The following is a 25,320-nucleotide window of genomic DNA, read 5'->3' on the forward strand; positions in this document are numbered from 1 at the left end:
CGGAACTTGGATCGATGATCCTAACGCTTCGGGAAATTCTGGCACTACTGAGGTTGGAGAAATCCTGTCTCAGCAACCAGGGTCGTAGAACGAAGAATCCTCCGCGCTTCAGCCGGAGGAGTGTCAATGAACTCATTAAGAAATTACCCATTAAACTATAGAGGCTAATAAAATTTATGCACATAGAAAAGCAATCTAGTATTGATTCTGCAGAACTAAGTCGTAGGTCTGAAGAGCTGATTAGAGCTGCATCTAATCGTTATCGCGTTGTGGTACAAGTAGCTAATCGTGCCAAACGCCGTCGTTATGAAGATTTTGATAATATGGATGAACAATTAATGAAACCTGTTATCCGTGCTGTAGTCGAAATGTCCGACGAATTGATGCAGCCAGAAATAATTAGTGATGTAAGCAGTAGCATAGTATAGGTAAATATAATAGTAGTTATTTGATAATAGCCATGAGCAAGAAGCGGTGGCTCAAATATTTCAAGATTATTATCATCACAGTAATGGTTTGCGCTAGTATCGAAGGGTTATGGACTTCTCTGGCGATTACAGCAAACCCTTCTGCTCATTATCTGTTAGAAACAGTTGCAGACCAAGAAAATTTTGAAGACTCAATTAAAATTGTCCAACGCCGAGTTAGACCCACAGAAGTATGGCCATTTGTATATGAAAAAATACCAGATTTGCCATTAGAAAATAATTATATATCTCAAGAAACGGGTGAAGTAGATACTGAAGAAACTCTAGTGTCACGTTTAATTCGGTATCATCTATATGTTAAAGGGCGTGCTCCCAATTATCGGTTTGACTGGAAATTAACATTAGCAGATTATCTTGGGGCGAATGATTATCTACAGTCATCGGTGTATCCAGGAAACGATGCTTTAACTAAAAATCCAATGGAGGGCGATCGTGAAGCTATTCAAAGTTTAACTCGCTCTCAAAGGGAAACTTTAATTAATAGATTAGTAAATATTTTTAGTGGCGATCCTAACCCTCCATCAATACCAGATGTATATCAGAGAGATAACTCTGGACGTTCAGCTCCTAGAACGCCAATTATTCCCCAGCCAGGAGATGCAGATTTGCTGAGGCCATAAAAATGGGACGGATAGTCAAAAGTGGAGCTGGTTGGCGGTTAGGGTTGAATCCTAAAGCAGAAAAATTTCAGGGTTTAGTTGCTGGAGATGAGTGGTCAATAGAACTAACAGAAAAAGAACTTGAGGATTTTTGCAGATTATTAGACCAGTTAAATAAAGCTATAAATCAGATTTCAGATGAGTTGATGGATCAAGAGAGAATAGTCTGCGAAGCTGAAAGTGATTTGCTCTGGATGCAGGTAGAAGGGTTTCCAGAAAGTTATACTGTTAAGTTCATTTTAAATCAAGGGCGCAGGGGAGAAGGAAAGTGGCCTGTACAAGCTGTGCCTGGTTTAGTCCAGGCCGCACAAATGTTAAAAGTTTTTTAACTCAACTGTTTCTTATAGCATAAGGAAGAAGGAAGAAGGAAGAAGGAAGACAAAAGAGTGAAGAGGGAAGAAGGCGTTTAGTTATCTAGGAGAGAGGTAAAAATCTTGCGTTGTCTGAGTTTTAAGCTTTTGAAATGTCCGCGCCCTCTCCTTCGACTGCTATAATTATCCGATGTATAAGAAATATCCTTCTCACAATATAATAATTAATTGCAAAAGTGTAATATAGTGTTATAGTATATAAATGGTTGTCGGGGCGTAGCGCAGCTTGGTAGCGCACCACTTTGGGGTAGTGGGGGTCGTGGGTTCAAATCCCGCCGCTCCGATTTTAACAGATATGATTGAAAAGTCCAACACTATCCTATAAGATTATGTTGGGTTAGGAAGAGGCTGTTAACGAAGTCAGAACTCAGAACTCAGAATTTAGTTATTTTTTTTACGTGGATTTTGAGCAACCCTCCAAAAATATTTCGCCAATGCTGGGTTATTAGATATAAGTTATTTTGATAAATATACGGAATTAATTATAGCATTCAAAGGGAAGGACACAGACATATCAAAAGTTTAAATTTCAGACAATGCAAGATTCTTCCTTCTACTACACTTTGGCACAAAACTCCTAATCAATTGTCAGCAAGAGATTGTTATTTCTTCAAAAAATCTTTTGTAATTGCCTACTCCGGATGGTAAATAATACTATCTGAATATTTATTTGATAGAATCTACTTCCATCTGTAACACTACAGATGGTTTTTTATGTGAAAGATATGGTGTTGAGGGTTGTTTCAAGTAAAAAATTATACAAAGAATTGAAGATTTCCCGCATTTTCTGGTTTATAATAGGATTTATATTAACTTTTTGGATTAGTTATCAACAGTTTGCAGGTAGTTTAGAAACACCTCAAGCTTTATTTGTACTTGGTGGGGCCATAGAAAGAGAAGTTTTTGCGGCAGAATTTGCTCGCCAACATCCCCAGCTAGATATCTGGGTGTCTTCTGGCACTAACCCGGAATATGCCGACTGGTTATTCTCTAGGAGTGGTATTTCGCAAACTCGCTTACATTTAGATTATGATGCCGTAGACACTGTAACTAATTTTACTACAATGGTAGATAAATTAAAATCTCACGGTATTACAAGTGTTTATTTAGTTACTTCTGATGACCATATGCTTCGTGCCCAAGTTATAGGGGAAATTGTTTTGGGTAGCAGGGGCATTAGTTTTGAGCCAATGCCTGTACCTTCTGGGCGATCGCCCGAACCCATTGAAAAAGTTATTAGAGATGGCATTAGAGCGATTTTATGGGTAACTACTGGTTATACTGGTGCAGGACTGGTAGTTCCATTATCTTCTTGAGTAGCATCAGATTCTTGTACTAAAACAAAAGGTTGTACTATCAAAGCATTAAATTTTTTACTATCATTACTATTCCAAATTGACAACTGTTCGGCTGAGGGCTTATAAATAAGTTCTCGGCTAATCCAGTCTTGCACAGAAGATGTATTATCAGAAGCGATCGCTACTCCCACATCTAATAAATCTAAATTTTTGCCGACAATTACTACCGCATCACGTTTTACATGGGGTACTAACCAATCCCATTCCGCTACATCCAAATTTTCGGCCAATTGTTCTCTAATGTCCTGCATTTCTTTTTAACTAATTTTAACAAAACTCAATATATCAACGTCCTAAATCGTGCATTTTGTTAATTATATCTGCACATTTTTGACTTATTAATTCTAGCTCTTGTTTCTTAGTTGATTCTGGAGGTGGTATAAGTTCTCCAATTCTGACAGTTATTGGTACAGAATTAGCTATTAAACCTTGACGTTTCACTGCATGAGTACCCCAGATACAAACCGGTAATAATGGTACTTTTGCCTTTGCCGCAATTAAAGTCGCCCCCAATTTTGGTTCTGTAATTTTACCATCAGAAGTCCTAGTTCCTTGTAAAAATATACCTACTGCCCACCCCTGTTCTAAACTATTGAGTGCTGAACGAATAGCACTCCGGTCTGCCGACCCTCTTTTAACTGGATATGCTCCATATAATGTAATAATCTGCTTCAAAACGGGTACTTGAAATAATTCCTCCTTCGCCATATAAGCAACAGGTCTTTTCATACAAACAGAAACTATTGGAGGGTCTAAGTCACTGGCATGATTACTAACTACGACTAATGGCCTTTGTTGTGGAACATTTTCTGCACCATAAATATTATTGCGAAAATAAAACTTAAGTATAGGAACTATTACTGACCATTTTAATAAGCGATAAAGAATTAAATTCTCGACTGGTTCACGATTTCTAGCCACAAGATATGACCTTGATTTTAGGTTAAGTTAGTTCATCATCATAACCTATAGCAGGCAACAGGCAACAGGCAACAGGTAACAGGTAACAGGCAACAGGCAACAGGTAACAGTGGGAAAATAATTTCTCTGTCTTAATATTCATCATCAACATAAGTCAAACACCAACTCGTTCCTTGCTATATCAGTTTTTTGCTGCAGAAGGTTAAGCATTTCCTGCGGAATGCTGCGCAAACAGCTTTCAGCTTGCCTCATAAGGTTGGAACTACGTTATCTTTTCTTTTGCGAGTTTAATACCCCCATCGTCACTTGCGGTGCTTAAAATTGTTTGGGGGTATAAGAAACGGAGTGGCGTGTCAAGACTATCCATCAGCAATTTTCCCTTCTGCCTTTTGCCTTCTTCAATCTCAAGGTATAAAATCTGCCTGTTGTACAAGTTGTTGACCTTGGGTTGATAAAGCTAATTCTAGAAAATTTTTTACCGCTAAACTTGTTTGATTTGGTACTGCTAAAAACACACTACGACTCAGGGGATAATTATCATTATTAGGAGTAGTTTGATTTACAGGTGAAATTCCGTTTATTGGTACAATTCTAACGGTGGTTTGATTTTTTGCCTGAGCTACTGTGGTATAGCTAATTCCATTATTGTTCAATTCTCGTAAAATTGGAGTTGTGACATCTGTTTTATATGTAATAAAGTTTGAACTATCTGGAGCAAAAAATTTTCCTAATAAGACAACATCTTGAAAGAAATTGTAGCTGCCACTTTTGGGAGAACGGTTAATAACTTTTATCGGCAAATCATCACCACCTACTTCTGACCAATTGATTATTTTTCCTTGATAAATATCTTTGAGTTGGTCTAATGTTAAGCTTCCTTTCTAGGGATTATTAATTCCGACTACTACTGCTAAAGCATCTTTGGCAATAGGAATTAATTTAATGTTTCCTTGAAGGCTCTCTTCTGGTAGTAAAGTACGGGATGTTGCTGCTATTTGTACTCTATTTTCTTATAAATTTTTGATGCCTTGATTAGAGCCATTTGCTCTACCTTCAGGTACTCCATAAGTTATTGGAATATTAGGATATTTTTGTTCATAAGCATTTTCCATCAGCTTGATTAATTTAACCATAGTCACACTACCATTGCCAATTGGGGAGAATTAGTCAGGCAATTAGATTATAAAGCCCAATGGTACGGCCGGGAATTAATCAAGATTGATAGATATTTTCCCAGTTCGCGCGGGTTGCTCTAATTGTGGGCATATAGTAGAAAAATTACCTTTAAATATTAGAGAGTGGGATTGCCCAGAGTTTGCAGCTCACCATGACCGGGACATAAACGCTTCGGTAAATATTTTGCGGATGGGAACCCGCGCGGTGCGATAGACGCAAGCGGTCAGACCCCGCGCCACCCACAGCTCGCTTGCGGAATGCTGACTCCTCTGAGGGAACGCCCACCCTCGAAGGCTGCGGGAGGAGCAGTGTCAGCGCCAGTCGCTCATCGGGGAGACCCCCAAGACCGCGCTGGCTTGTCTGTGGAGCGCGCCTTTAGACCTTCTGGGACGGGAGTCTCGTTTATGCGGGTAGCTAAGAAACAGAAAGTCTCTAACAGTGATGCTAGGGAATCCCGCCCTGTCTCGTAGAGCAGCGTCGGGAGGATGTCAAATTTGACGAATTAGGACTAGATATGCTCTGAGCATAAGTATTTTTACGCTCCTCAAATGTCACAACTTAAAGATACCAATGAGAAGCAATATTATCAAAAGACCAAATAAATGAATGCCCTTCATAGAAAAAAACCCGGCGTTGGTGGCGTTGGCAAATCACAGGATGAAATTTGTAGGGACAATTCCCCTGTGGTTGTCAATCATTCACCTGGGTAGGCACGAGGGCGCTACCCCAAAATATCAATCATCTCCTCAATTACCAACGCCCAAATTTCTGCTACGTTTCCAGTGTTCGATCTTGAATTTACACCTACAAACTACCACTTAGAAATATTATTCGGTTGTCAAACCCAACTAGAATACACATTTTTGGTAAACCAAATATAAATTATCCAACTGTTTTAATTTAAATCCCACCCGGTTCATTGTATCTTCTAGAAATTGACCATATACCATCAAGAACTTATGGCGATCACCAGCCATTATTTCACTTCCTTTTTTGAAAATATATTCTTTTTCCCAAAAATACATTTTTTTCAGTGTTCCCTAACAGTTGAGAATATAGTAGCCGAAGGAAAGGTTAGGACAAATCAAAAGCTTAAAACTCAGACAACGTAAGATTTTTCGGTAGTGTGGCAAGTGTGGGGAAAATGGGAAGTTTGGGGAGGGGAGGGTAGGGAGACACAGAAAGTAGGAAGAATAATTGTACCTGTATCTTTGTTGTGCAACTCTTGCCTTTCATCCTAACTTTTTGGTCGCTCAAGCTTAAAAATTTGCACTTTTTTCGCTCCCTTTAATGCTAAAACCTCTATATATCAGTACTTTGAGATTATATTGGCCAGCCATACTTACTTAATCCCACACTTTGCTGATGCACAACCGATTTTTCTTTATTCTTTCTGGTAGATATCACAATTCAAATAGGATTGTTATATAGAAATCCCAAATTATGTGAATACCATGTGCTCCTTCCAGGGGAGCTACGCTATCGGTAGAACAGTTATAATAGGACTTCGCAGTTTTGCTCTAGCAATAATACTAAGTATTTTAAGAGCTAAAGCCCAACTACAAACAAATCAAAAGTAATATCAAACTATCTACCTACATTTTTGACTAGAAATAATCAAAACATTGAGCCTATTCTTATTGTTTAACTTTTAACTGTAACTTTAATATCCTTTAGACTACTTACATTTGCTAATTTAAAATCTGGGCAAGTTCGTTTAATTATACCTGTGAGCACTTTTCCCGGACCAATTTCTATAACTTTTTCTACTTCTTCTTTTTGCATCTCTAAAGATGTTTCGCGCCACCGCACACCATTTGTCATTTGTCTATACAGACGTTGTTTTATTGTCGCTGCATCTGTAGTGGCAATTGGTTCAGAATTGGAAATTATGGGAATTTTTGCATCAGCAAATTTTACTGATTCTAATATTTGTTGAAATTCTATAGATGCCGACTCCATTAAATGAGAATGAAACGCCCCAGAAACATTTAATTTAACTTCACGTTTAACTTTAATTTTGCTGAGTAAAGTTGCGACTGCTTCTGGTGTACCAGATATTACAACTTGACCTGAATTATTATCATTTGCTAGAACAACATTTGGGGTTTGCTGAAGTTCCTCTTCAAGCTTTTCTCGATCGAATCCCATTAAAGCTTTCATCTGTCCACCAGTGGCATTATTCATAAATTCGGCACGTTTTTTAACTAATTTTAGTCCTGTCTCAAAATCGAATACTCCAGCAACGTAGAGGGCAACATATTCTCCTAAACTATGACCTGCAACAATGTCTGGTTGAAAAGAATGAGCAAACATTTCATCTGCTAATAAACTTTCTACCACATATAAACAGGGTTGAGTATAAAGAGTTTGAGATAATTTTTCTTTTTGGGTTTCACAAATTTCTGTAATAGACCAACCTAAAATTTCGTGAGCTTGCTTAAATTTTGCTTTAGCAGAAGGCAAGTCTAATAAATCTATTCCCATACCAATTTTTTGAGAACCTTGCCCTGGAAACACCCATGCTGTTTTTGTCATTTTAATATGATAATTTTGACTATAATTTATCTCTAAAAGTTGTCAGCTATTCAGCCTTGAAAGTATATAGTAGTCGAAGGAAAGGTTAGGACAGTTAAAAAGTTTAAAACTCAGACGACATAAGACTTTTTCTTTTTTCTTGTTTCTTTTTTCTTGTTTCTTTTTTCTTGTTTCTTTTTTCTTGTTTCTTTTTTCTTCTTCCTTCTTCCTTCTGTTATATATCCCAATTTTTTGCAAAAGGAAATAGAGAGTATAAAATCATCAATGCCTTTTAACTTAAATTACATTAGACATCTGGCAATAATAAAAAATAAAATCAATTATCGCATATAAATAATCAATTTTTTCACCATACTCCCTACTGCCTACTTCCTACTCCCTCTTTTCCAGTTTTAAAGTATATATCCCAATTTTTTGTAAAAGGAAATAGAGAGTATAAAATCATCAATGCCTTTTAACTTAAATTATATTAGACATCTGGCGATCATAAAAAATAAAATCAATTATCGCATATAAATAACCAATTATTTCCTCCTACTTCCTACTCCCTACTGCCTACTGCCTCTTTTCCTGAGGGGTCTATTTTAATTCCTACTCAATTAAATCCCCCATTCAAAAATTGCTGCTCCCCAAGTTAACCCTGCTCCAAAACCAGAAGCAGCAATAATATCTCCCGGTTTAACTTTACCCTCCCTAACAGCTTCATCTAAAGCTATAGGTATAGAAGCGGCAGAAGTATTGCCATAATTTTCGAGATTACTAATAACTTTTTCTGATGGAATTTTGAGTCTACTAGCAACAGAATCAAGAATTCTTTGATTAGCTTGATGTAATAATAACCAGTCAATTTTATCCGTACTCATATTAGCTTTAAATAATGCCTTTTCTATCACTTCCGGAACTTTTTGAACCGCAAAACGATAGACTTCCTTCCCATTCATAGTGACTGGTTGATAAGTACCTTGACTAACAGTTACTCCCTCAATTATTTGTTTTGCTTGGGGTTGATAAGAAAGATTTAAACAATTATTTTGACTACCATCACTGCGAAGTTCAAACCCAAAGAGTCGGTCTTGTTCTGAAGCTTGTAAAATTACAGCACCAGCACCATCTCCAAATAACACACAAGTGGTTCTATCTCCCCAGTCTACCCATCGGGACAAAATATCTGCCCCAATGAGTAAAACATTCTGATACACTCCTGTACGGATAAATTGTGCTCCTGTTACCAGACCAAATAAAAATCCAGAACAAGCAGCAGTCAGATCGAAGGCCACTGCTTTCTGGGCACCCAATTCTGCTTGAATTTGACTGGCAGTGCCAAATAAATCATCTGGAGTAGATGTGGCCAAAATTATGAGGTCAATATCTGCACAAGTAATGTTCGCTTGGGCGATCGCTGCTAGAGATGCTTGAGTCGCAAGAGTACATAATGATTCTGTTGTATCTGCCAGTCGTCTATTATGAATTCCTGTACGAGTGCCGATCCATTCGTCAGAGGTCTCTACTATTTGGGATAACTTTTGGTTACTTAGGGAGACTTTTGGCGTAGCTGAACCGCTTCCTGTTATGGCAATACCGATATTTGTCATCTGTCAGTTTTTAAGCTCTTATTGGTTTAAACGTGAGTGACATACTCCCACACTAAGCTGACGCTATAGTGTGAGCTTCTCGTTTCGCAGCCCTGGTATTCCGTCAGGCACGCGCGTGCTTCAAAGACGGAATGCCCTGCCGCCCTATTTTTGATATAGCAATGAGCGCTGGTATATTTACAAATTGCAGGAGAGAGCAAATAGCTAAAAGTCTTAATATTATCGGCAATTTATTTCCCCTGTTGCCTGTTGCCTGCGCACAGCGCTATATTTATTGCTGCATTCAAGTCGCGGTCTATGACGATACCGCAGTGTGGGCAAGAATGAGTTCGTATGTTTAATTCTTTATCGACTTTTTCACTACAATTTGAGGAATCTTGGCTAGTATTTTTGGGGTTTACTGCTATAGTCTTCTGTCCAGCATTTCCGGCTTTGACAGTTAAAATAGTTAGAAATTGTCCCCATCCAGCATCGTTAAATTGATTTACTCAAACGGGTCTTTGCTAACCCTTTGATATTTAAGTTTGCCTCCGGCACGCCGCTCCGCGTCTGGGCAATAACTTCTGCTTTTAATAACAATTCATTGGCTGTTTTGAAATTAAAACCTTTACGTTTATCAGCAACCTTTTATTGACTTGATTTTTTGGTAACATAATAACCATCAGCTTTACGACTAATAGTCACTGTTTTAATTATAAACCCTTCTGGTATTGGACGATATTGAATTAACTTTACCTTTCCAATTTTTGTTCAATAATTTTAGTAGCTTCTAATCACAGTTAATCAATCTAAAATATATAGAAAAATTACTGATTGCTGACTATTGATTTGTGATTTTCCGGTACATAGTTAGAATTAATTCGTTCAATTACTTTATTTTCCACTGCGTCCCTTGCTGAACGAATTGCATTAGATATAGCGATAGCTTTAGCAGAACCATGACTAATAATACAAATTCCTCCTACTCCTAATAGTAATCCACCTCCATGTTCTACATGGTCTATTCTTTGCTTCATTCGTTTTAAATTAGGTCGTAATATTGCAGTACCTATTTTTCCACTCAGTCCTGGCGTTAATTCTTCTTTCATCATTTGCAATACCGCATCACCCACTGCCTCAGCAAATTTTAATAAAACATTTCCAGCAAAACCATCACAGACTATCACATCAAAACTGCCAGATAAAACATCCCGACCTTCTGCATTACCAATAAACTTAATTTGATTATTTTCTTGCAGTATTTGATGAGTCCTGACTGATAAATCATTTCCTTTTGATGGTTCTTCCCCGATATTAAGTAGTCCCACTTTTGGTTCAGTAGTCCCCAGGACATATTCACTATAAATTGTCCCCATAACTGCAAACTGTTCTAAAAATTTAGGACGGCAGTCTACATTCGCCCCAACATCAAGAATCAGCACTGGTTTTTTGGGAACCATAGTTGGCAAAACTGCCCCAATTGCAGGGCGATCGATTCCTGATATTCGTCCCAAACGTAGTAAAGCGGAGGCCATGACTGCTCCTGAATGACCTGCAGATACCACAGCATCAGCCTCTTTTTGCTTGACTAACTTCATCGCCACGTTAATTGATGCTTTGGACTTACGTCGAATGGCAGTCAAAGGCTCTTCGTGCATTTCCACAATTTCCTCCGCAGGGACTATTTCTGGCAGAGGTTGATTTGACTTGTGATTAATACAGGCTTTTATTTGCTGAGGGTCGCCAACTAACAATACTTTTACACCATGAGTTTCTTGTGCTTGTATTGCTCCCTCAACAATTTCTGATGGGGCATAGTCCCCACCCATAGCATCGATTGCGATTCGTGTAGGTGTTATTACCATTGACCCAAGTTAGAGAAACCTTCAAGATTTTATCAGTTAATTGATATTTATTTACTTTTGAATGAATGACTTTTGAAAAATTACTCTCTCGGACATTAATTCAATTGATAACAGCAAAAAAATATTTTCTATAAACACACAAAATATACAAGGTACAGTTTTATTAGTCGATTTACCAAGGTCTTAATTACTGATTTTTTTTGAATTAATAACTATCAATTTATTTGATTAGCTGCCTCTTGCAATTTTTCGACTATTTTTTTATTTTTTTGGCTACGGCTACCATATAATCTAGCACTAAAAACTTTGATTATTTCTAAGATATCTGTACCCAAATCTTCTTCTTCTGTAGATTCAGAAAAGTGATTAATAATCACAATTTCTGTACCAAAAATCTCACAAATTGTAAAGATTAGTTCCGAACCAAATCTTACTAAACGGTCTTTATTCGTTAAAACTAAACGCTCTACTTTTTCTGAGCAGATCATTTTTATTAATCTTACTAACCCCCGTTTTCTATAGTTTATTCCGGAACCTAAATCTCGGATAATTTCTACTAGCCAACCCTGATTATTACAGTAGGCTTCTAGTACCATAATTTGTCTATCTAAATCGGCTGTTCGCTCAGAATTGGAAATGCAGGCATAACCAATAGTTTTACGTTCTCCGGCTCTTAGTCCAAGAAGAGTGGTAACATCATATCGGCGATGTCCATTTTTAGTTCTTTCTGATTGGATTTTGCCTTCACGTTCCCATCTTCTTAGAGTACTTTCTGCTACTCCAAGTAGTTCTGCGGCTTTCCCTATAGAAATTTTGCTCATTTTCAGAACTTAGCATATTCAATAAACAAGTTTAGCAAATAATTTAGTAAAATTTTGTAAACCTTTAATCTTTTATTTTCTCAGTAATTTCAGTAATTATAGTAAAAAATAATACTTGAAATATGTAAGTTTTAAGAAGGCAGAAGGCAGAAAGGAACATTACTTATGGATAGTCAACGACTGCGTCTGCCAAAATAGTAATGAATAAATTTTCTTTTTTCGATTCCATAATTAGCCAATCTCCAGAGCAATAAATTTTCTACCTCCTCAGTAGAAGTCTTCAAATTCATTATTGCCAGATGTTTGATGTCTTACTGTTGCGTATGGCAAAACAGTAATGAATGAATTTTCTATTTTCGATTCCATAATTAGCCAATCTCCAGAGCAATAAATTTTCTACCTCCTCAGTAGAAGTCTTCAAATTCATAATTGCCAGATGTTTGATGTCTTACTGTTGCGTATGACAAAATAGTAATGAATAAATTTTCTATTTTTGATTCCATAATTAGCCAATCTCCAGAGCAATAAATTTTCTGCCTCCTCAGTAGAAGTCTTCAAATTCATAATTGCCAGATGTTTGATGTCTTACTGTTGCGTATGGCAAAACAGTAATGAATAAATTTTCTATTTTTGATTCAATAATTAGCCAATCTCCAGAGCAATAAATTTTCTACCTACTCAGTAGAAGTCTTCAAATTCATAATTGCCAGATGTTTGATGTCTTACTGTTGCGTATGTCAAAACAGTAATGAATAAATTTTCTATTTTTGATTCAATAATTACACCAGCTTCCGAGCAATAAACTTTCTGCCTCCCCAGTAGGAGTATTCAAATTCATTATTGTCAGGTGTTTGATGTCTTACTGTTGCGTATGACAAAATAGTAATGAATAAATTTTCTATTTTTGATTCAATAATTAGTCAAGCTCCCGAACAATAAATTTTCTGTTTCCTCAATAGGAAATTCCAAATTAATGGCTGGCAAAGATTTGATGTCTTACTATTGCGTATGACAAAATAGTAATGAATAAATTTTCTATTTTTGATTCAATAATTACACCAGCTTCCGAGCAATAAATTTTCTGCCTCCTCAGTAGGAGTCTTCAAATTCATAATTGCCAGATGTTTGATGTCTTACTGTTGCGTATGGCAAAACAGTAATTAATAAATTTTCTTTTTTTGATTCAATAATTACACAAGCTCCCGAACAATAAATTTTCTGCCTCCTCAGTAGAAGTCTTCAAATTAATGATTGGCAGATGTTTAATGTCTTACTGTTGCGTATGGAAAAACAGTAATGAATAAATTTTCTTTTTTTGATTCAATAATTACACAAGCTCCAGAGCAATAAATTTCCTGTCTCCTCAGTAGAAGTCTTCAAATTCATAATTGGCAGATGTTTAATGTCTTACTGTTGCGTATGTCAAAACAGTAATGAATAAATTTTCTTTTTTTGATTCAATAATTAGTCAAGCTCCCGAACAATAAATTTTCTGTTTCCTATCCCTAAAAACATAATCTTTGTATGATGAAGTGCGGAATGTGGGATATATATGATTGAAGTCCACTATGATAGAAAAACTTGAAAAAAATTGAATTGATTTATGTGGGATTTGTTCAGCTATGGAATTATATCTCTATGGCTAGAAATGGCAGGCATACAAACTATTGGGCAAAATACTCTAACGATAATGAAATGGCAAGCAGGTCTACCTCAATTAATTTCACCTGAAAATTCCGATCAAATATTAACTATAAAAGTAGATGAATACTTGAAAGGTTTGGCAGCCAAGAGATTACTAACTTCCGATGCTCAGGGTATATGGATACAGTCAGAATTTAAACTTTTGCATGGCCACGAAGGCACAGTTCCCATGCCTGGTGCTTCCTTAACAAAAATCGCCACATCCTTAGCTGCACTAGAAACTTGGGGACCTCAACATCAATTTGAAACCTCTATCAGTACCACAGGCCCAATTACAAATGGAATATTGCGAGGAGATTTAGTAATTAATGGTGGCAATGACCCATATTTTGTCTGGGAAGAAGCGATCGCCCTGGGTAATGCCATCCAAAAATTGGGAATTAATCAAGTCACAGGTAATTTGATTGTAGTAGGTGATTTCTGGATGAACTATCAGACTAACCCTATAGTTGCAGGCCAATTATTGCGAGAAGGTATAAATTCAGCCACTTGGTCTAATAATGTGAGAAATATCTACAACCGAATGCCACCAGGAACACTTCAGCCAAAAGTGGCGATCGCTGGTTCTGTGATATCCCAAAAATCTGTATCTACAGAAATTCCAATTGTTCGACACAAGTCTTTGCCACTTATCTATATTCTCAAAACTATGAATGTGGAAAGTAATAATGAATTGGCTGAAATCATAGCTAGTAATTTGGGTGGAGCAAAAGTTGTTCAACAAAAAGCTGCCTGGACTGCGGGAGTGCCTCAAGCAGAAATTCAGTTAATTAATGGTTCTGGGTTGGGAGTGGAAAATAAAATTTCTCCAAGAGCAGTGAGTGGGATGTTAATAGCTATTCAAAGGTATCTTCAAACTTCTGAGTGGGTTATTGCTGACTTGTTTCCGGTATCTGGTTATGATAGAGGAACTTTAGTAGACCAGTCGAGGAATATTCCCCAGGGTTCGGCGGTGAAAACTGGTACTCTGAATGATGTGATTGCTTTAGCTGGAGTTATTCCTACCCGTGAAGAGGGTTTGGTTTGGTTTACAATGATCAACCGAAGTCCTTACTGGGAGGTAACACGGGTGGAGCAAGATAAATTTTTACAGCAATTAGTAAATCTTTGGGGAGTTACAAAAGCACCCAAAGTTATTACTCCTCAGATTAATGGCGATAGGTTGGGTTTGGGAGCTAGCGATCGAAATCAGATTTTGGGAAAATAGAATTAAGGCGTTGCTAGACAAGGACTTGGTCACGGATACACGGATGATTAATCTGCATTCTGTGAAGCTCCAAAAAAACGGCAAGGTTTTTCCTCTTGCATTCCCCAAAAAAATTATGATACGATTTTATTATTAGGTGCTGTTCGCCCGTACGCATGACTTTTTATTCAACTAAAAAACAGCATATGGTCACTGAATACATATAAAAGAGATACTCACACCATCAAAGCACCAGAAAAATCATCATCCTGTGAAGCATTTTGCAAGAAAAGTAACGATCAGAAAATTTTTCATCCCATCAACAATATCAATAATATTATTCATGCAGAAGCGATCGCTATATTCATAAATCCAGCACATTATCATTTTGTGAAGCTCTAAAAAAGGCAAGGCTTTTTCCCTTGCATCGCCAAAAAAATCATGATATGATTTTATTATTGGGTGCTGCTCGCCCGTACGCATGACTTTTTATTCAACTAAAAAACAGCATATGGTCACTGAATACATATAGAAGAGATACTAACGCCATCAAAGCACCAGAAAAATTATCATCCTGTGAAGACTTTGCTGGAAAAGTAACGATCAGAAAATTTTTCACCCCATCAACAGTATCAATATTATTCATGTAGAAGCGATCGCTATATTCACAAATCCAGCACATTATCATTTTGTGAAGCTCTAAAAAAAGGCAAGGTTTTTCCCCTTGCATCGCCAAAAAAATCATGATATGATTTTATTATTGGGTGCTGCTCGCCCGTACGCATGACTTTTTATTCAACTCAAAATGGGGTGAAAACTTACCACTAATTGAATTTCATACATCAAATTAACAAAACCACAATTAAGGATAATTTTTTTTCATAACTTTGGAAGAACGTGCTTATCAAAATAAAACATATTCTAATTATTTGGATTAACTGCCGAAAATAAAGCAGAATAATCCACATCTGATAAACCTAATTCAATAGTTTTCTCCAAAACTTTACGGACTCCTTCTTGAATACTTACATCAAGTCCTAATGATTCTGTAGCATTAATAAATATATTCGTATCCTTCAATAAATGTTTAGCTGGAAAATTAGGATTTTCATAATTTCTGTCTAACATTCGTTGTAATTTTTTATCAAATGTTGGAGCATATAAAGCGCTATCCCGAACAATTTGCATAAACAAATCTACATTTATTCCTTCCCTAACTATCAACCCTAAACTCAAAGCAAAAGCAGTTGTTAAAGAACCAATTAATTGATTCATTGCCAACTTAATTGCAGCACCACTACCTACCGCGCCAATATGTAATGGTTCGGGACCAAATATCTTTAATAGACCACACCATTTTTCATATTGTTCTGATGAAGCTCCCACCATAACAATTAAACTACCAGATTTCACTTGAGGAATACTACCCAAAACAGGAGCTTCTAAATATTCACCGCCACAAGCAACAACTTCATCTCTAATTTCTTTACTTTCAGTGGGGGAGATAGTTCCCATTTGAATTACTGTTCGACCCGATAATTCCGCTTTTGAACTGTCAGATAAAAGTACATTTTTAATAGCTTCATAATTTGTCAACATCAAAATTAAACATTCAGAACTTTGAATAGCTTCTGCCGGAGAGTTAGCAATTTTAGCCCCTGCTTTTTGCAGAGGTTCTAGTTTTGATTGAGTCCGATTATAAGCAGTTACAATATGATTAGCTTCTAACAATTTTTGAGCCATTGGTAAACCCATTAAACCCGTACCTAAAAACCCAATTTTCATTAGTCATTTCCTCTAAAATTTCATATTTAAATACCATAATTTTTGATATTTGTCAAAAAAAATGACAGTTATAGAATGGTTAAGTCAGGAGGAGTCAACCCGCCCCTAACCCCTAACAGGAGGGGGAGGACTGAGTCAGGTTGTAATCGTGTATGGCATGAGAACTAGTAGGAAAATTGTTTACTACCAAAATTACAACCAGAGCAAGTGATCATATTGGATAACACAACGTTTCATAAGTCAGTTTATATTGAAGAATTACGGGCCAAGCAAGAGTGTGAAATCTGGTATTTACCAACATACTCACCAGATTTTAATAAGATAGAACGCTGGTGGTTTGTGTTAAAAAATTGGATCAGACAAACACTCAAAGCATTTGATAATTTTAGAGACTGTGTGGATGCAGCTTTTATGGAAAATCCTCAAGTTTTTCACGCTTTGGTGAAAGATATCAATTATTCCTATCGGATTTAGTCGCTCAAGGAAGCGATCGCTGAAAAAATCATAGCCTTAGGGGAGCTTTGCCTCAGCAATCGCTCTATTCTCCATGAGCTATAGTAGAGTTGTTGGGAATTAAGCTAAAAAAATGGCTAAAACCCTTATTAGTCAACGTTTATAGTATTTTTGAAGCCTCCAATGCTGAAAATCTTATATAGTAAGCTTTTGAGGCTTTTGAATTTTTATTTCCCAACAACTCTAGTGTATTTGCGTAAGTCTTTTGTCTGTTAAATCACGCGTCAAACGCGCGAGTCTATCAAACTTTAAGGTAGGCGCGATCGCATGGTTTGTGAAAAATATCTGTCATGTACCAGAGCTTTGTACTATGTCAAATACAATAGTAGTATGTAAATACACCAGCGCTCATTGCTATAATTAGGGTGTGCTGAAAAAGTCTTTTTGCTCTTTGTAGGAGACAGGAGAAATGGGAATGTAGAGGAGGTAGCAGCGGGCGTTTTGTCCCAAAATTGTTCTGCCCAACTCTTGCACAAAATGCTAGTTTTTTGAGCAATCTTTAACGAAAACAGGCGCACTTTTTTCAACCTAAAACAGCTAAAACCTTTATCTATCAATGCTTTGATATTTAATCAGCAAGCCCTAATTAATAATTAATTGTTGAATCCCCACTTTCTTATACCAATTTTGTATGAGGTTGCATAGAATTACGAAATTCATTCATTAATCTATATTTATCTATGCCTATCTACAGTCAATTGTGCTTTACAGCGGTTTTCATTTGGGTAGACCACAGTAGGGGCGATTCGCGAATCGCCCCTACAAAGTTTTGCTTGTGAAGATGTGGTTCATCAATTTGAAAAGCGCTTTAAGTATTATTCTATGCAGCTTCATTTCAATTTGGTATTACTATCCTAATAGTAACTATTCAACCGCACATGATATTACTCTAAACTCGAATAATTGTTGCGCCCAGATTTTTTGGCATTGTACAATGCTTTATCGGCACACCGAAGCAATGTGCTACTATCTAAACCATCCTCAGGATACAGAGCAATTCCAATACTAATTGTTACCCTGAGACAATGGCCTTCGAGGATAAATTCGGGTTGCAGCACTTCAATCAATCTCTTGGCAATCTCACTAGCATTTTGTCGATAGTGAATTTGCGGTAAGATGATGGCAAATTCATCTCCTCCCCAGCGCGCGATCAAATCAATTTCCCTGAGACAGGCGACAAGACGCTTAGTCACACTCTGTAACAATAGGTCTCCTACTGAATGACCAAATGTATCATTAACTTCCTTAAACAGATCTAAATCAAGAAACATTAGTGCCACGATTTCTGAGTGATAGGTGGCATGGGTTAGGACTTCAGAAAGTTTCTGATCGAATAAAGATCTATTCGGCAGGTTCGTGAGAGGATCGTGCAATGCTTGATGTTTGAAGGTTTCTTCTGTTTGCTTTTCCTGAGTTACATCTCGAAAACTCCAGACCTGACCGACAATTTTACCTGCCAACTGTTGAGGCTGTAAATAATACTCAATCACACTACCATTTTTTAATCTTAATAAATCCCGTTTTTTGATATTCTCTTGCACAAGTAATGCTTTAAAGGCGATCGCATCTGCTTCTATCAAAGATTCTAAAATCAAATCAACTAACTTTTGGCTATCATCCGTTGAGGTTGATCCTGGCAAATTCCAAATTGCAGCAAACTTTTGATTAAAACTGACCACTTTTCCCGCAAAGTCCAAAACAAGAACTCCATCAATTGTTGCTTCTAGAGTAGCTAATAGTAATGATAAAGAGCTTTCTAACTTGGCATTAATTTCTTTGAGTAGCGCATTTTGATAAGCAAGTTGTTGTTCTTGCTCAAAGCTTCGCAAGGCTTCAGCAACTGTGAGAATTAGATCGGTTTCATCCCAAGGTTTACGGATATAGCGGTATAAAGCGGCAGCATTGACAACATTCCCTACTGAATCAGCATCAGCTTGCCCAGTCAGCATAATTTTTAACATTTTGGGATAAAGTTTGTGGAGTTGAATTAACAATGTATCCCCTTCCATTCCTTGCATTCGCTGATCGGAAATCACTAGAGGAATTTCTAAACCTTCTGCTGTCAATTCTGCACATAGTGCAAGTGTCTCTGCGCCACTATTGGCTAACTCAATTTCATAGTCTTTGCCAAAATAGCGCTTGAGTTGTTGTCCCAAAGTTGTAAGTATTGTCCATTCATCATCAACACAAATAATTGCTGCTTTCATTTTCTAAAGCTTTTGTTAGTCTTAATTTTTTTTAAGCGCCTTACACTTTTTGTTAACTAGCTATTAGCTTTTAGGATTCAGTTATCCTCTTGCAGAGAAACTGCTTCTTGCCTCCTCCGGAGGAGCTTTCCTATGGTCATGCTGCGCAAACGCTTTTCATGTCGCGAAGCGAAACGTTAACAGCTTGTAGGGGAAAATGGCCATTCGCCCCTACTTGGGTTTAAATCCCCGGTTTCTATAAACCGGAAGGTGCGCGGAGGGGTTTAAATCACCTTCTAAAGTTTTACTGCTGAGTGCTGAGTGCTGACCACTTTTTTGGCGTTGCACAGTGACGAATGATTTGAGATTTTTGATTGAATTGGATTGTGGATTTGAGAATTGCTAGAATGATTAATATTAGGTTTTTTTTAGTCAAAATCTCAACCAATTTTTGGCAGTATCATTCCATAATGTGCAACCCCGCTTTTTTAATTAAATAATATACTATGCCCATTTCAAAATTAAATGCTGAACAGCTTACTGATTTAAAGCTGTACTAATAATTTGCTGCAATTGTTCTTCTGTCCAGGGTTTATGAAGGCAAGCATAAAGGTTGGCTTGTTGTCTAGCTCGCTCAATGGCAGCCTCGTCAGCTTGTCCGGTCAGCATCACGGTAACTATGTTTGGAAAACGTTTATGGACCTGGGTTAAAAACACATCACCTTTGACATTAGGCATCAGCCAATCAGAAACAATGGCCAGAATTTTAATATCTTCCTCTTCTAACTCATCAATTACAATCCAAGCTTCTTCAGCACTTTGAGCAACCTCATAAATATACTTGTTGCCAAAGCAACGTTGTAGTTGTTCCTTGAGAACCTTGAGAATAGGCATTTCATCATCCACACAGAGAATCGCTGTATCACACATATTTAATCTTGCTGCTGCTCCATAAAAGCGTGTCAGTCCAGGAATTTAACCCTATTGAGCTCCGATCGTTGACTCTTGAGGCTATTTAATCTTTTATGATCACATACATTGTTAGATTATATCAATATTCACCTTCAACAATTAATAATGAATAATTACCTCTCCATGAATTGAAGAGGATTGACAAATTCATGAAAATTTTTTTTTATTATACCCTTAAAAGGGGAGGCGCATACCCACAATTTTTCGGTAATTTCTGGAGACCATATGACTATATTTAACTATTATATGACTATATTTGTGTTGAGTGTTTATAGTACCGTGATTTGTTGATTAAGTCAATATCTCCACAGATTAAAAAGTTAAGGAGAACTAATAGGCAACTCTATACAGAATAATGTATATCCTGGCTTGCTGTCCACTCTTATATTTCCTTGATGTTTGTTAATTATTTTCTGACAAATATGCAGTCCTAAACCACTTCCTTCACCTGCTGACTTGGTGGTGAAAAAGGCATCAAAGATTTTGGACTGTACTTCTGGTGGAATCCCTGCTCCGGTGTCCTTAATATTCACCTGAATACCATTTTCCTGTTTATGAGTGGCAATGGTTAGTGTTCCTCCAGATTCCATTGCTTGAATGGCATTGTGTACTAGGTTTGTCCATACCTGAATCAGCTCGTCGGTATATCCCCAGATATCAGGAATTTCCTGATAGTCTCGAATTACATGGATATTACGTTTGAGTTGATTATTATAAATTTCTAATACAGTTTCTAGGCCATTAACTACTTTTACCAACTGCTTCTTTCCAGAAGGCTGAAAACGAGCATAGCTTTTGAGGGCAAAAATGGTTTTGGAGCAGCGTTCAACGGCACGGAGGATAATCTGATTGTTATTACAGGAGGAGGCTAAGTTATAGGCAAATTCGATGGCCCATTCTCCCTGTTCGCTCTTGAGTATGGGTAGCCACAGCTCGGGGGTTTCAGGAACTCCCATATCTGCTAGGAGGTCTGCTATATATCGAGCATTTTTAATGTTATGTTCTCGAAGTTGAGCTGTAATTCTACGCTTGAGGGCGCGAGTTTCTTGAGAGGCAATAGAAGATTTATTTTTGAGTACCTGATCGATGAGCTGAAAAAGATTGTTTTGTTCTTCGTCACTGAGAAATTGATGTAAATGGGGGAGTTGATGAAGGAATTCTTTTAAAGCTTTATCGGTATTGTTTGCTGAGGCTTGAATTGCACCGAGGGGGTTATTAATTTCATGGGCAATTCCGGCAATTAGTTGTCCTAAAGCGGCCATTTTTTCTTGTTGAATTAATTGATTTTGTGCTTGTTGGAGATTGATTAAAGCAACTTCTAATTCCTGATTTTTGTTCAACAATCTTTTACTAAATATGTAGGATAAAATACCAATCACAAGGGCTGCCATAATTAAAGTAAAGGTGGTTCCAATATCGGCAAGTTTTCGGGTTTGTTGATACTGCTCTATATAGCCTTCTTCTAAAGTTTTAATTTCATCATATAGTTCATCATAAATTTCATCAATTTTATGGGCATTAATCTCTATTGCTGCCTGAACTTTTCTCTGAGCAATTAGTTCCAGGGAAGTTTCCATTTCAGTTTGATAACTGGTATATAGTTCCCAAAGACTTTTCAGATATTCCTGTTCTTCAAGTTCTTGAATTCCTTGAATAATTGCATCGGTATTTTCTTTATTTTCAGCAAGTTCTTCAGTTAAATTTTGATCTATTTCTCCTTTAGAAATACCTTCCCATTCTAGAGAATTAAGTCGGCTAACTTGCTCTTTTAATTGAGTTAAGAGTAGTCTGGCATTACTACTCGTTTCTGTTATATGATTGAGTTGATAAATTACACTTGCACTGGCGATCGCTACTACCATTGCAGCTCCAAATACAAATCCTGTTGATAATGTAGACTTGAACTTGGGTAAAGAGGAAATCTTTGTTATGTTTAACATAGTTTAAATTTTTGTCAAATAGCTCATATAGCAATGTTATTTCAGTTGTAACATTTTTGAGGTGGCTAGAAGTCAGATTTGCGATGTACTGCTGTTATGATTTTAATTTTTTTCAGTTAATATTGATGTAAGCATTTAGCTGTAAGCTATCAGCTATCAGCCATTAATTTTGGGTCTGCTTCAACAATGAATAATGAATAATGAATAATGAATAATGAATAATGAATAATGAATAATGAATAATGAATAATGAATAATGAATAATTAATAATTAATAATGAATAATGAATAATGAATAATTAATAATTAATAATTAATAATTACCTCTCCTTGAGAATAAATTGAAGAGGATTGACAAAGAGATGAAAATTTTTCTTCACAGGAGTCGATTGGATATGGCTCCTTTGACCTCGCCATCCCATCCTAGGTCATGCTGCGCAAACGACCGCTTATTATCCCCTATCCAAGGGGAGGCGCATACCCACAATTTTTCGGTAAAAGCAACCTTTGAAATTTAATTTGAATAAACAGTTACTGCTAAATTCCCCGGAATAAACCTGAGAAGTAATTATTCATTACTAATTGCTGTTTGCGTAGTATCCCGTAGGGAAGCGCTGACTTCTCATGGCTGAATGCTTACCATCTACTTAATCTTTAATGTCTGACTTTGTTCAATATTTATGGTATAAATAAATTGTTCATTAATTGATAATTACCTCTGGTTAAAACCGTTACGCAATTGAATATAAGGAAATATTATTTCTTCTCTTGGTCGATTGGATATGGTTAGGAAACTCATCCATTCCACCCTTCGGTAAGCTGCGAATATCGACCGCTGTTTTCCCCTTAAAAGGCGAGGCTTTAAACCAGAATTATTTAATTATTTAGTTATTAATTATTAATTATTCGGTAAAACTATTGATAATTTGTTTCTAAGTCGGTAAAATTATTCCATGGCTTACCAATATCAACAAAGATAATAGTAGTATCTTAACCCTATTTCAGTTATCAGTTATCAAAATAATAATGGGTCTAAAACCTCGCCTTTTAAGGCGCAATATTTTTGGAGCCTTGCTCAAATCCCCGTTACAAAAATAACTTTCGTTAACAGTACCTCTGGAGTGATACCATTTCTCCATGAAGTTGCGCTTAATAAAAGATAACAGCTATTAGTAAAATTCAGGTTTTGGTAAGAATTATTAAGCGCATTGTTACAGAGAAATGGTATGAGGAGGCTTAACATAAGAAATACGCTCTTTTTTTTATATCCTTAAAAGGGAAGGCTTTAGACCACAATTTTTCGGTAAAAGTTTTAGGATTTTTATATATCTTGAGATTTTTTACAAATCATTTGGGATGGCTATAGCAAAAAAAATTACTCCTTTATCCGTTTATCTGTATTTTAACAAACTCAAATTATGGAAGATATCAACGATAAGATAATCAATATAGTGGCAGAGTTTTTTGCCTATTTTGCTCAAAAAGAAACATTTACTCTGCTACTAGCAATAGACCGAGAAAAAGTATATAACGATTTCTTAAAAGCTGAGGCTGGTTTTAACAGTTATAAACTAGCTTTTCTGGATAAAGGTATTAAAAATTCTCCCTATCAAAACCAGGTAGAAAATTATCCAAAACATTTAACTATGCTGCCTAGTTTAGCAATCCCTGGAGCAAAAGTTTTTCCCAATGTTGGCGAATTTCCTGATATTGATGAACAGGCTCTTAATTTTATTCATCCTGATATTAAAGAGGCTTGCATTTGTCTAGCTGGTACTGCTGGCGGACCGTTGAAATCTCGTTGGTTAGGCAGAAATTCTTTGGATAAATGTCAATATTGGAGTTCTACTAAAATTATCGCAATCTTAAATGTTATTTGTTCTATTAATGGCAATATTAATACTTGTCAAATTCGAGGAGATGGAAAAAATTTAGACTTTAATGAAGTTGTGGAAGATATTTTTACTTATGGAAATAAAATTGGTAGTTCAAATGCTTTAGCCGCAATGTTTAAATGTTTTCAGATTTATGTAGATTTAGAATCATGGATCAAGGAAATTACAGGTAATAATCATACGGAATTTCAAGGTTTATATGGTGAGGAACCGTTTATTTTTTATCCCCAAATAACACAAGAAAACCGGGTGTTATTAAGTGCAGTATCGGAAAGTAAAAAGCGAGCAGAACAACCTGGAGAAAATACTGTCGCTACTTATGATTTAACTAGAATTATGTCAATGGTTGGTTGCTATTATCATTTACCAGAATCAGCAAAACTGCCAGGAATGTCTGGGGAAAATTTACAATCTTTTATTCGTAATGCGGGTAAAGATACTGCCCGTTATGTTGATGTTGCTCTGGAAAAATTGGGTATTCAAAATAGTATTAAATATCCTGTTATTCTATCTAAATTAGGTTTTGGATATAGTAGTAGTCGCAAACGTACAGAACTTACTTATACTTGTTTTACCCAGTTTGAATATCAGCAAAAATTTAGGTCTATAGCGATGACTTTGCGAGGAGCAAGAGCTTTAGGAAATTTTGATAAAGAAGCAGTAGAAATAGATGCTCGAATGGCAACGGAAGTTACGGAAATTTTGAGGCGTTTAATAACTGATGAACTAGCATAATTTCCAATCAATAAAATATATATTATTCAATAAAAAAACAGGAATTATAAGAAAAAATGCAGATTTTTTTCGCTCAAATAAAGTAATAATTTTTCTCTTTATTTTGTTTCTTCTTTGAGCAGGAAAGCAGAAGTTTAAACAATTAACAATTACTTCTTGTTTTCAAAAATAGCATTAACTAATACCAAGAGTAATAAGTTTTTGTTATATCATTTCCGATAGCATGGTTTGTGTATAGAATTAAGTCGGAATTGGAAGAAACATTTAAACATAAGTGCCTTTTACCGAAAAATTGTGGTTTAAAGCCTCCCCTTTTAAGGGGATAATAAGCGGTCGGGGGATGGCGAGGTCTCCTCGCCATATCCAATCGACTCCTGTGAAGAAAAATTTTCATGAATTTGTCAATCCTCTTCAATTCATAGAGAGGTAATTATTCATTATTCATTATTCATTATTCATTATTCATTGTTGAACCTCTGCTTTCCTTCCAGCAAAGTATAAATCCAAGGATTTATTGAGGTCGAAAAAAAAATTAAACAGAAGTTGCTTTAACCAAAGTATAATATGTTTTTCCGGAAATCCCACAGCTAAAATTATTGTAATTCTCTGTCTCCTCTCAATAATTTGGATTTGTTT

General features: G+C 36.3%; 21 protein-coding genes, 1 tRNA gene and 2 pseudogenes. 9 read left to right on the forward strand and 15 right to left on the reverse strand.

Annotated features, from left to right (window positions below; genetic code table 11):
- Positions 1–182: 182 nt before the first annotated feature.
- From F6K23_RS24975 to F6K23_RS24995, 5 genes are all read left to right on the forward strand, one after another.
- Positions 183–428, forward strand: a complete 246-nt coding sequence (locus F6K23_RS24975) for a DNA-directed RNA polymerase subunit omega (RefSeq protein WP_124143348.1) — start codon at positions 183–185, stop codon at positions 426–428.
- A 32-nt stretch (positions 429–460) separates the two neighbouring features.
- Positions 461–1,108: a hypothetical protein gene (locus F6K23_RS24980; protein ID WP_293160846.1), complete on the forward strand. Its 648-nt coding sequence runs from the start codon at positions 461–463 to the stop codon at positions 1,106–1,108.
- Positions 1,109–1,110: 2 nt separating this feature from the next.
- Entirely contained in the window at positions 1,111–1,476 is a 366-nt protein-coding gene (locus tag F6K23_RS24985; protein ID WP_293160848.1) for a DUF1818 family protein, read from the forward strand.
- Positions 1,477–1,728: 252 nt separating this feature from the next.
- Positions 1,729–1,802 (forward strand) — tRNA-Pro (locus F6K23_RS24990).
- Between the two features lie 420 nt (positions 1,803–2,222).
- The gene (locus tag F6K23_RS24995) at positions 2,223–2,834 is read left to right on the forward strand and encodes a YdcF family protein (protein ID WP_293160850.1); all 612 of its coding nucleotides are present in this window, start codon (positions 2,223–2,225) and stop codon (positions 2,832–2,834) included.
- Here F6K23_RS24995 and F6K23_RS25000 read toward each other — a convergent pair.
- From F6K23_RS25000 to F6K23_RS25015, 4 genes and pseudogenes are all read right to left on the reverse strand, one after another.
- A complete protein-coding gene (locus tag F6K23_RS25000; RefSeq protein WP_293160852.1) occupies positions 2,795–3,127 on the reverse strand; it encodes a DUF2288 domain-containing protein in 333 nt (110 codons plus the stop codon). The genes F6K23_RS24995 and F6K23_RS25000 overlap by 40 nt on opposite strands.
- A gap of 34 nt (positions 3,128–3,161) precedes the next feature.
- Positions 3,162–3,797, reverse strand: a complete 636-nt coding sequence (locus tag F6K23_RS25005; protein WP_293160854.1) for a 1-acyl-sn-glycerol-3-phosphate acyltransferase — start codon at positions 3,795–3,797, stop codon at positions 3,162–3,164.
- A gap of 404 nt (positions 3,798–4,201) precedes the next feature.
- Positions 4,202–4,660 (reverse strand): annotated as a pseudogene (locus F6K23_RS25010) (substrate-binding domain-containing protein); the annotation flags it as partial.
- A 147-nt stretch (positions 4,661–4,807) separates the two neighbouring features.
- A complete protein-coding gene (locus F6K23_RS25015) occupies positions 4,808–4,930 on the reverse strand; it encodes a hypothetical protein (RefSeq protein WP_293160856.1) in 123 nt (40 codons plus the stop codon).
- A gap of 85 nt (positions 4,931–5,015) precedes the next feature.
- Here F6K23_RS25015 and F6K23_RS25020 point away from each other — a divergent pair, with 85 nt between their 5' ends.
- Entirely contained in the window at positions 5,016–5,186 is a 171-nt protein-coding gene (locus F6K23_RS25020) for a zinc ribbon domain-containing protein (protein WP_375340779.1), read from the forward strand.
- Between the two features lie 635 nt (positions 5,187–5,821).
- Here the strand turns inward: F6K23_RS25020 and F6K23_RS25025 are convergent.
- The 6 genes from F6K23_RS25025 to F6K23_RS25050 all read right to left on the reverse strand — a co-directional run bounded on the left by F6K23_RS25025 (position 5,822) and on the right by F6K23_RS25050 (position 11,768).
- Positions 5,822–5,998, reverse strand: a complete 177-nt coding sequence (locus F6K23_RS25025; protein ID WP_293160858.1) for a hypothetical protein — start codon at positions 5,996–5,998, stop codon at positions 5,822–5,824.
- A 619-nt stretch (positions 5,999–6,617) separates the two neighbouring features.
- Complete coding sequence (fabD, locus tag F6K23_RS25030; protein WP_293160860.1) at positions 6,618–7,511, reverse strand: ACP S-malonyltransferase; 894 nt, start codon at positions 7,509–7,511, stop codon at positions 6,618–6,620.
- A gap of 599 nt (positions 7,512–8,110) precedes the next feature.
- On the reverse strand, positions 8,111–9,103 hold the full coding sequence (locus F6K23_RS25035; protein WP_293160862.1) for a beta-ketoacyl-ACP synthase III: 993 nt from the start codon (positions 9,101–9,103) through the stop codon (positions 8,111–8,113).
- 230 nt (positions 9,104–9,333) lie between these two features.
- Complete coding sequence (locus F6K23_RS42105; RefSeq protein ID WP_367267810.1) at positions 9,334–9,549, reverse strand: zinc ribbon domain-containing protein; 216 nt, start codon at positions 9,547–9,549, stop codon at positions 9,334–9,336.
- A gap of 360 nt (positions 9,550–9,909) precedes the next feature.
- On the reverse strand, positions 9,910–10,947 hold the full coding sequence (plsX, locus tag F6K23_RS25045) for a phosphate acyltransferase PlsX (protein WP_293160864.1): 1,038 nt from the start codon (positions 10,945–10,947) through the stop codon (positions 9,910–9,912).
- A 215-nt stretch (positions 10,948–11,162) separates the two neighbouring features.
- Positions 11,163–11,768 carry an IS607 family transposase gene (locus tag F6K23_RS25050; protein ID WP_293160866.1) on the reverse strand — a complete coding sequence of 202 codons (606 nt, stop codon included), beginning with the start codon at positions 11,766–11,768 and terminating at the stop codon, positions 11,163–11,165.
- Positions 11,769–13,371: 1,603 nt separating this feature from the next.
- Here F6K23_RS25050 and F6K23_RS25055 point away from each other — a divergent pair.
- On the forward strand, positions 13,372–14,679 hold the full coding sequence (locus F6K23_RS25055; protein ID WP_293160868.1) for a D-alanyl-D-alanine carboxypeptidase: 1,308 nt from the start codon (positions 13,372–13,374) through the stop codon (positions 14,677–14,679).
- Positions 14,680–15,151: 472 nt separating this feature from the next.
- Here F6K23_RS25055 and F6K23_RS25060 read toward each other — a convergent pair whose 3' ends face one another.
- Both F6K23_RS25060 and F6K23_RS25065 read right to left on the reverse strand, forming a co-directional pair.
- Positions 15,152–15,340 (reverse strand): hypothetical protein, encoded by a 189-nt coding sequence (locus F6K23_RS25060; protein WP_293160870.1) that lies wholly within the window; start codon positions 15,338–15,340, stop codon positions 15,152–15,154.
- A gap of 239 nt (positions 15,341–15,579) precedes the next feature.
- The gene (locus F6K23_RS25065; protein WP_293160872.1) at positions 15,580–16,443 is read right to left on the reverse strand and encodes an NAD(P)-dependent oxidoreductase; all 864 of its coding nucleotides are present in this window, start codon (positions 16,441–16,443) and stop codon (positions 15,580–15,582) included.
- Positions 16,444–16,641: 198 nt separating this feature from the next.
- On the opposite strand from F6K23_RS25065, the pseudogene F6K23_RS25070 reads away from it, so the two are divergent.
- Positions 16,642–16,917, forward strand: a pseudogene (locus tag F6K23_RS25070) (transposase); the annotation flags it as partial.
- Between the two features lie 923 nt (positions 16,918–17,840).
- Here the strand turns inward: F6K23_RS25070 and F6K23_RS25075 are convergent.
- The 3 genes from F6K23_RS25075 to F6K23_RS25085 form a co-directional block, all read right to left on the reverse strand.
- A complete protein-coding gene (locus F6K23_RS25075) occupies positions 17,841–19,163 on the reverse strand; it encodes a diguanylate cyclase domain-containing protein (protein ID WP_293160874.1) in 1,323 nt (440 codons plus the stop codon).
- 516 nt (positions 19,164–19,679) lie between these two features.
- Positions 19,680–20,072, reverse strand: a complete 393-nt coding sequence (locus tag F6K23_RS25080) for a response regulator (RefSeq protein ID WP_293160876.1) — start codon at positions 20,070–20,072, stop codon at positions 19,680–19,682.
- A 362-nt stretch (positions 20,073–20,434) separates the two neighbouring features.
- Positions 20,435–22,054, reverse strand: coding sequence for an ATP-binding protein (locus tag F6K23_RS25085; protein ID WP_293160878.1), 1,620 nt, complete (start codon positions 22,052–22,054; stop codon positions 20,435–20,437).
- 1,418 nt (positions 22,055–23,472) lie between these two features.
- Here F6K23_RS25085 and F6K23_RS25090 point away from each other — a divergent pair.
- Positions 23,473–24,684 carry a hypothetical protein gene (locus F6K23_RS25090; RefSeq protein WP_293160880.1) on the forward strand — a complete coding sequence of 404 codons (1,212 nt, stop codon included), beginning with the start codon at positions 23,473–23,475 and terminating at the stop codon, positions 24,682–24,684.
- Positions 24,685–25,320 lie beyond the last annotated feature (636 nt).

The sequence above is a fragment of the Okeania sp. SIO2C9 genome (genome assembly GCF_010672455.1).
Classification (GTDB): Bacteria; Cyanobacteriota; Cyanobacteriia; order Cyanobacteriales; family Microcoleaceae; genus Okeania.